Below are 8,292 nucleotides of genomic sequence, written 5' to 3' on the forward strand. Positions count from 1 at the left end.
AGCGGACGGAGGAACTCCCACTCCTCATCGGACAGTTCATGGCGACGTATCACCCGACCATGATCCACCACTCAAGATCAATTGAAGACACGACCTAGGACGTCTTCCAGCGAGTTCAGGAGGCCGTCTTCTTCCTCGGAGCTCGTGAGGTGCGGCTCGCGGCCCGTCCGGCTCCGCTCACGATGTCGGTCGTGTGCGCGACGTAGGCGCTGGCATCGAGCTGAAGAGCAGGCTGGTCTGGCCGCCCAGGCCCTCGATCTGCTCAACCTCGAACCGGTCCAGAGGCTGCTGGTCACCTGAGCGGCTGGCACCGTGGGCGGATACTCCATCCTGGAGGCAGCCCTCCTGGAGAGACGGTGCTGGAGTGGGTGCGCGACGGCGGCGTTTTGGAGGAGCGATCGCCCCCTTCCTGCCCGCGGTGGTCCGGGGTCTCCGGACCACCGCGGTCATGGTCGCCGCGGACGGCGCACGGCTGAAGAACCAGGGTCGCCCTGGTCGATGCCGGCGCCCTGACCACCGGGGTGGCAAGGGACCTACCCTGCAGAGGCGGCGAAGGCGCAGGCCCGGATGGTCCTGGTGCCCTGAACTGTCCACCCCCGAGGGTGTGTCACCCGTTGTGCCCCGCCACGGCAAGCAGACGGACGGCGATGTACGGGCGCCCCGGCAGTGTGAGGGTGAACTCCCCCTCGTGGCTGCCGGGCACCTCAGTGACCGTCATGTTCCAGGTGTCGATGATCTCGGCCCGGTAGCGGGTGCCGGGACGGAGCGCGAAGGAGCGCACGCCGGGCTGCGCCGCGCCGAAGTAGGTGAGGTGGTAGCGGCCTTCGACCCCGCCGACCGGGAAGTCGAACTCCCCCGGCAGCGGGTCGATGCCGGCCGCGTCGGACGGGGTCTGCTCCAGGATCGTCCGGAGGAACTCCAGGCGGGACGTGCTCTCCCCCTTGAGGACGCCTCCCTTGGCCCACCACAGGATGTCGTCGTCTGCAAGGTAGCACTCGCCGTGTGTGACGTATCCGCCGCGCACCACACCGTCCCAACAGCGCCGGACCATCTCCTGGGCGGTGAGGTTGCCCCAGCCCCAGTCGATGTCGCCCTCATAGCCCATCTCGTCGAGGGCGACGGGCTTGTCCCACTGCTCGCGCCAGGTACGGGTGTCCTCGGGGCCGCGCTGGATGCTGGAATGGGTGACCCAGTCGGCGCTGTTGTCGTAGAGCTCCACCCAGTTGTGCACGCTCATCAGGTGATCGTGGGGATCACGCTCGCGGATCACGGCCGCCGAGCGGGGCCAGTGGGCGGCGTCCTTCGAGAACATGCAGTCGTATTCGTTGGCCAGCGACCACCAGACGTTGGCGTGGGCTGCGAGCCGGGCGACCACGTACCGCAGGTAGCGGTCGTCGGCGACCGGGCCCATGTCGGAGAAGCCCCAGCGGTCGTAGGGGTGGAACAGGATGAGGTCGGCCTCGATGCCCAGGTCGCCGAGCTGCTCGATGCGCTCTTCGAGGTGGCGGAAGTAGGCAGGGTTGGGTCGCTGGAAGTCCCAGCCGGTCTCCGGCGATCCCTCGAAGGGGAAGCTGGGTGGCTCGCCCGTGCTGTAGACGAAGGACTTGGGGAAGACGCCCATCCTGATCTTGTTGAACGGGCTGTCCGCGAGCGTCTGCAGGGTCTGCTTCTCCAGGTCTTCACCCTGGTTGGTCCAGTCGTAGGCGGTGGTTCCCAGAGGGAGGATCCGGGTGCCGTCGGCATGGTGGAAGTGGAAGCGCTCATGCACCCGGACCGGGCCGTGGTCGTCAGGACCTGCGGGATCGCAGGCGAAGCCACCGGTGATCCCGTCGAGGGAGCGGGCGTTGCTCGAGGTCCGGAAGGCCCATTCGCCCTCCTGGTCGGGCATGAACCGGATCCGGTACACCCCTTCGCCGTCGTAGAAGCCGTGCGCGGTCAGGGTCCGCTCCCCCTGGCTGAACTCGGCGTGCAGTTCGACCTCGGTGAACGGGTTGCCGTGTGCCGGGCCGTGCAGTTCCACCTCGAAGTGCCGCCACTGCCGCACCGACGTCCGCTGGACGAGCCGGGCGCTGCCGACCGCTACGTCCGCGGACTCGTAGTCGGCCAACGGAACCGTCTCCGGCTCGACGAGGGGCTCCTCGACCGCCGTATCCGCCACCGTGGCCAGCCCCGCGTAGAAGGCGTCGCGGGCGACGGGGTCGACCCGGAGTGGCTGAACCATGGCGGTCACAAGCTCCAGGCGTCCCCGCAGGAGTGTCGAGATCATCGGTTCGTTCTCAAGGCCGGGCATGTACGTGCGGACCACCGACGCGGCCTGCGGGTTGCGCAGTACGTCACCGAGGACGGATTGGGGGCCGTAGGGCATCACAGTCTCCTGCAGAGGTATATCGAGGTTGTACGTCGAGGCCGGCGGCGTGGGACGGCGGGGCTCCGCCCTCAGCCGAGCAGCGCCGTGCGAACGATGCGCTGGACGGCCATGGCGTCGTGCGCGGCCTGGGCTGCGCGCAGTTCCTCCAGGGGCAGCCGTGCGGCCTTGTCGTCGAGGGCGCGGAGGGTGGCGACGGACTCCCGGACGGCGTCACCGGCGTTCTCACGATAGGGGAAGAGATCCAGCTTGAGGGGATGCTCCCAGCCGATCTCCCGGACGACGTGCAGGAACTCCAGCGTCTCCACCAGATGCAGCGCGCCGGCCGTCAGGTCGTCGTCCCACTCGCGGTAGTTGTCGTCGAGCTCGATGTCCACCAGACGGCCCATGGAGTGGGCCAGTGCGAGGACCTCGGCGGGGTTCTCCTTGGCGAACAGGGAGTGCCCGAAGTCGACCACGAGACCGACGTTGCCCACGCCCATCTGCTCGATGGCAAGCAGGCTGGCGGCGGCCGTCGACCAGAACAGCCGGTTGCGCGGCTCCTTCAGCTTGTACTCGATGGCGAAGGTGACGTCCGGGAAGTTGCGGGCCACGTCGCGGATGCCCTCGACCGCATGTCGGCGCAGCGTGGCGTAGTCGACCTGGAACGGGTAGTCGTAACCGTCCTGGCCGGGCCAGAACTTGACGTAGCGCGCGTTCAGCCGACGGGCCACGTCCACGGATTCGTGCGCGAGGTCGACGGCCCGCTTGCGGACGGCCGGGTCGGAGCTGGTGAACGAACCGCTGCGGAAGCCCCGGTCATAGATCACCGGAGTGATGTTCACCGCCGAGAGGCCGTGCCCGGCAAGGGCCTTGCCTACCTCTTCGACCGTCACGCCTTCATCGAAGGGATAGTTGAGGTCCAGTCCGACCAACTCATCGGATGCGGCGGCCAGTTCGATGGTCTTGAGGGTGGGCACGGGGGGTCCGTAACCGTCGGTGGCGTAGCGGTCGATGATGCGGCCGAAGGTCCACATGCCGCCCGCGAAGGTGTGGGGGGCGCGGGGTGACGAGGATGACACGACAACCTCCTGAATAGATATTCAGACTGCGGTAAAACTCCGACTCCGGGACCGTAAGTTCCACGGAAGGCCCTGTCAAGGCTGCCACCGACCCCCCGGGAAGGGACTTGACGCGGTCGTGCACAGCACTCCACCATCAGTGCGGCATAGATATTTGATTAGTGAATGGATATTCAATGCTCAGTGCTGACTCCTCTGCCGCAGAGGGCTACCGGCAGCTGCGGCAGTCGCTCGCCGCCGCACCCCGCCACGAAGTGGTGCCCGAGCTTCAGGAGCTCTCCGTCGGCATCCGTCTGCGGGTTCTCGAGATGATCGAACAGGCCGGCCTCGGGCATATCGGCGGCGACTTCTCCGTCACCGACATCCTCGTCACGCTCTTCGGCGCAGTGCTGGACGTGGACCCGGAACACCCTGACGCCCTCGGGCGTGACCGGTTCATCCTCAGCAAGGGTCACAGCGCCGCCGCCCTGTATGCCACGCTGGCGCACTGCGGCTACTTCTCCTCGGAGGAGCTGGCCACCTTCACTGCCCCATACTCGCCCCTCAACGGCCACCCCAACCGCCGCGAGGTGCCCGGAGTGGAGACCAACACCGGCCCCCTCGGCCATGGACTGCCCGTGGCCGTCGGATGCGCCGTCGGGGCACGGTTGCGCGGCGACGACAGTCGTACCGTGGTCGTCCTCGGCGACGGTGAGCTGCAGGAGGGCAGCAACTGGGAGGCGGCCATGACCGCCGGACACCAGCGACTGGAGCGGTTGTACGCAGTGGTCGACCGCAACCGACTCCAGCAGGGTGCCCGCACCGAGGAGACCGTCGGTCTCGACCCACTGACGGCAAAGTGGGCCTCCTTCGGCTGGGAGGTGCGCGAGGCGGACGGCCACGACCACAGCGCCCTGCTCGACGTATTCGCCCCGTCCACCACGGGAAAGCCCGTCGCGATCGTCGCCCACACCGTGAAGGGCAAGGGCGTGTCGTTCATCGAGGACCGCGCCGAATGGCACCACAAGGTGCCCGATCCGCAGCAGGCACGTGCCGCCCGAGAGGAACTGACCCGATGACCCTCGCCCCCTCGCTCACCGACGCCCCCGGGTACGACTGCCGTCAGGTCTTCGCCGAGGAACTCCGTGCCCTGGCGCGGGCGGACGACCGGGTGGTGGTGGTCTGCAACGACTCCGTCGGCTCCAGCAACCTCGGCGGCTTCCGCGACGAGTTCCCCGACCGGCTGGTCAATGTCGGCATCGCCGAGCAGAACATGGTCGGCGTCGGAGCGGGCCTGGCCAATGCCGGCATGGTGCCCTTCGTCTCGGCCGCCGGCCCCTTCCTGACCGGACGGGCCCTGGAGCAGATCAAGGCCGACTGCGCCTACAGCGGTCACAAGGTCGTCCTGTGCGGTCAGAGTCCCGGCGTGTCCTACGGCGAGCTGGGGCCAACGCACCATTCCGTCGAGGACCTGGCGTGGCTGCGGGCCGTCGCCGACCTGACGGTCGTCGTCCCCACCGACCGGGCACAGACCCGTGCCGCCGTCCGCTGGGCGTACGCCCACGACGGCCCCAGCTATCTGCGCATCCCGCGGTTCAAGGTGCCGGACGTCATCCCCGAGAACGCGGAGTTCTCGCCCGGCCGGGCGCTGGTCCTGCGTGAGGGCGACGACATCACGCTCGTGGCCATCGGCACCCTGGTCTCCCGGGCCCTCATCGCGGCCGACCGCCTCGCCGCCGAGGGGATCTCCGCACGCGTGATCAACACCCCGTTCGTCGACCCGCTCGACAAGGCCACCATCCTGGCGGCCACGGAAACCCGGGGCATCGTGGTCGCCGAGGAGGCCACGGTCAGCGGCGGCCTCGGCGCCGCGGTTGCCTCCCTCACCGGCCAGCACGCCCCCGTGCCGCTGCGGCTCCTCGGCGTGAACGGCTTCGCACCGACCGGCAGCGCCGACCGCCTCCTGGAACACTTCGGCCTCACCGCCGACGCCATTCACCACGCCGCCCGAGAGATCCTCGGCCTGCGATCCTCGATGTCATGACGACCGACCCGTTGCTCCTCGCCGTCGACCAGGGCACCTCCGCCACCAAGGCCCTGCTGGTGAACGCCGCCGGAGACGTGGTGAGCTCCGCCTCCGCGCCGCTGGCCGCCGCCCATCCCCGCCCAGGCTGGGTGGAGCAGTCCGCCGAGGAAATCTGGCAGAGCGTACGGACGGCCGTGAGCTCCTGCCTGGAAGGACACGATCCCGCGCGCGTGGCCGGACTGGGCCTGTCCAGTCAGCGCGAGTCCTGCCTGCTGTGGGAACGGCACAGCGGACGGCCGCTCGGCCCGGTCCTCGGTTGGCAGGACCGGCGCACGGCGGACGCCTGCGCCAAACTGCTCGCCGGCGGAACAGGCCCCGACATCCGCACCACGACGGGGCTGCCCCTCGACCCCATGTTCAGCGCCCTCAAGGCGCAGTGGCTGCTGGACACCCACGATCCGGACCGGGTCAGGGCCCGACGAGGCGAACTGTGCGTCGGCACCGTCGACTCCTGGCTGCTGTGGCGTCTGAGCGGCGGTGCCGAACACCTCGTCGAGGTCGGCAACGCCGCCCGCACCCAGCTCCTGGACATCCGCACCCGCGACTGGGACGCCCGCCTCCTGGAACTCTTCGACGTGCCCCGCCAGGCCCTGCCCCGGATCGTGGCCTCCACGGGTCCCTTCCCGGCGGTAAGCGCGCTTCCGCCGCTGGCCGCCGGAACCCCGGTCGCCGCCGTGCTCGGAGACTCCCATGCCGCACTTTTCGGACATGGTGTCTTCGTACCCGGCAGCGTGAAGGCGACCTACGGCACCGGATCGTCCGTCATGGGACTGGTCACCGGCCCCGAGCAGGCCGAGAACTCTCCGCTGTGCCTGACCGTGGCCTGGGACGACGGCACCCCTGCCTATGCGCTCGAAGGCAACATCCGCTCCTCCGGCGCCACCCTGCGCTGGCTCGCCGGGCTACTGCGGACCGACGAGGCGGAACTCACCGCGCTCGCCGCCCCCGACTCCGCGGGCGTGCACCTGGTACCCGCCTTCGGCGGCCTCGCGGCACCCTGGTGGGACAACGACGCCACCGGCCTCATCTCCGGGCTCACCTTCGCGGCCGGACCGCCCGAGCTGGCCCGCGCCGCCCTGGAGTCGGTGGCCTTCCAGGTCGAGGACGTGGTGGCAGGTCTGGACACCCCAGCCGGACGTGTCACCAGGCTGCTGGTGGACGGCGGTCCCAGCGACAACGCGGTACTCATGCAGCTGCAGGCGGACGTCTCCGGACGCACCGTCGTACGCCCGCACGTCCGTGACCTCTCCGCCCTCGGCGCGGCCCACCTGGCCGGACGGTCCCTGGGCATATTCTCCGAGCAGCAGTTGGCGGATCTGGCCAAGCCCGGAGAGATGTACCGCTCCCAGTGGTCGGCGGCCGAGCGCCACCGCCGGATCGAGGACTGGTCCGGGGCGATCGCGCGGGCGCGCCTCGGCCGAGGGCAGGTCCGGCGAAGGGAGTGATCCTCATGACCCCTGCACTGGCCGGGATCAGTAGAGTGCAAGGCGTGTCCCAGCCTTCAGAGCTCACCAGTGGCGAATCCGTAGACAAACTGCGGCTGATCGTGCGCGTGGCCCGTATGTACCACGAGCGCGGCCTGCGGCAGTCCGAGATCGCCGGTGCCCTGGGGCTGTCCCAGGCCGGGGTGTCCCGGCTGCTGCGTCAGGCGACCGAGCTGGGAGTGGTGCGGACCATCGTGGTCGCGCCGCCGGGAATTCACAGCGACCTGGAGGACGCGCTCGCCGACCGCTACCACCTGGCCGACGTGGTTGTGCTGGACGGCGACGACCTGGCGGAGCACCCGCGCGCCCTGACCCGCGCGCTCGGCTCCGCCGCCGCCAGCTACCTGGAGACGGCGTTCCGCCCAGGCGACCTGATCGGTGTCTCCACCTGGAGTGAGACCCTGCTCGCCGCCATTGAGGCGATGCAGCCCGTCAAGACGCAGGGAGCTGCGAAGGTCGTCCAGCTCATGGGCGGCATCGGCGACTCCCAGGGGCAGGTCCAGGCAACCCGCCTGGCCGCGCGCCTCGCCGAACTCACGGGAGCGTCACCGCTGTTCGTACGTGCCCCCGGACTGGTCGGCTCCGCAGAGGCCCGCCTGTCACTCCTCAATGACCCCGCGGTCCTCGAGGTTGGGCAGGCCTGGCAGGAGCTCACCGCCGTCCTCGTCGGCATCGGCAGTCTCGAACCCTCGCCCTTGCTCAGGCTGAGCGGCAACGCCGTGGCGGAGGAGGAGATCGCGCGGCTGCGCGGCCTGGGCGCCGTGGGTGACATCTGCCAGCGCTTCTTCGACGAGAAGGGCGTCCACGTCGACGCCGGACTGGGCGAGCGGACGATCGGCATCCCCATCGACCAGCTGCGCACCGTTCCTCGACGCATCGCCGTGGCCGGCGGGGACCGCAAGTACACGGCGGTGCGGGCCGCGCTCCGCGGCCGTTGGATCACCGCACTGGTCACGGACATCGCCACGGCCCGGCGCCTGATCGACGAGCCGTGAGACGGCGGGACTCCTGACGCCGCCTCGTCCAGTCCTGGCCGGCAGTCCAGCGCGCCGGGGAGGCGGACCGCGGCTCAAGCGCTTCTCTGGACAACGGACTCGACCACCTGCCCATCGGCGGCATCGTCGTGCTCGCTCTGGACGCGTGGCTCACCATCCGCGGGTTCTGACGTGCGGAAGGGGGACCGAGGTAGAGGTCGTCGAAGCTGCAGTCGATCTCGGCGGCCGCCGGTTCGTCGGCGGTGAGCGACTGGATCGCGACGATCTCCGCAGGTCGGCCCCCCAAGAGCAGGACGCGGGGGGGGGGGGGGGGGGGGGGGGG

Annotated in this window: 6 protein-coding genes; 4 read left to right on the top strand and 2 right to left on the bottom strand. The window is 69.7% G+C overall.

Features of this window, described 5'->3' with window-relative positions; genetic code table 11:
• Positions 1 to 607 precede the first annotated feature (607 nt).
• Positions 608 to 2,365 (bottom strand): DUF5605 domain-containing protein, encoded by a 1,758-nt coding sequence (locus ACN6LD_RS41460; RefSeq protein ID WP_445045862.1) that lies wholly within the window; start codon positions 2,363 to 2,365, stop codon positions 608 to 610.
• Positions 2,366 to 2,436: 71 nt separating this feature from the next.
• Positions 2,437 to 3,426: a sugar phosphate isomerase/epimerase family protein gene (locus ACN6LD_RS41465; protein ID WP_319188273.1), complete on the bottom strand. Its 990-nt coding sequence runs from the start codon at positions 3,424 to 3,426 to the stop codon at positions 2,437 to 2,439.
• 176 nt (positions 3,427 to 3,602) lie between these two features.
• Between ACN6LD_RS41465 and ACN6LD_RS41470 the strand changes: the two genes are divergently transcribed.
• The 4 genes from ACN6LD_RS41470 to ACN6LD_RS41485 are packed head-to-tail and all read left to right on the top strand — an operon-like array spanning position 3,603 to position 7,970.
• On the top strand, positions 3,603 to 4,484 hold the full coding sequence (locus ACN6LD_RS41470; RefSeq protein ID WP_445045863.1) for a transketolase: 882 nt from the start codon (positions 3,603 to 3,605) through the stop codon (positions 4,482 to 4,484).
• Positions 4,481 to 5,449 carry a transketolase family protein gene (locus ACN6LD_RS41475; protein WP_319188269.1) on the top strand — a complete coding sequence of 323 codons (969 nt, stop codon included), beginning with the start codon at positions 4,481 to 4,483 and terminating at the stop codon, positions 5,447 to 5,449. Before ACN6LD_RS41470 ends, ACN6LD_RS41475 begins: the two co-directional genes overlap by 4 nt.
• Positions 5,446 to 6,936, top strand: a complete 1,491-nt coding sequence (locus tag ACN6LD_RS41480) for an FGGY family carbohydrate kinase (protein WP_319188267.1) — start codon at positions 5,446 to 5,448, stop codon at positions 6,934 to 6,936. Before ACN6LD_RS41475 ends, ACN6LD_RS41480 begins: the two co-directional genes overlap by 4 nt.
• Before the next feature lie 44 nt (positions 6,937 to 6,980).
• Positions 6,981 to 7,970 carry a sugar-binding transcriptional regulator gene (locus tag ACN6LD_RS41485; protein ID WP_445045864.1) on the top strand — a complete coding sequence of 330 codons (990 nt, stop codon included), beginning with the start codon at positions 6,981 to 6,983 and terminating at the stop codon, positions 7,968 to 7,970.
• Positions 7,971 to 8,292: the final 322 nt, after the last annotated feature.

It is taken from the genome of Streptomyces sp. SAS_272, from assembly GCF_052543235.1.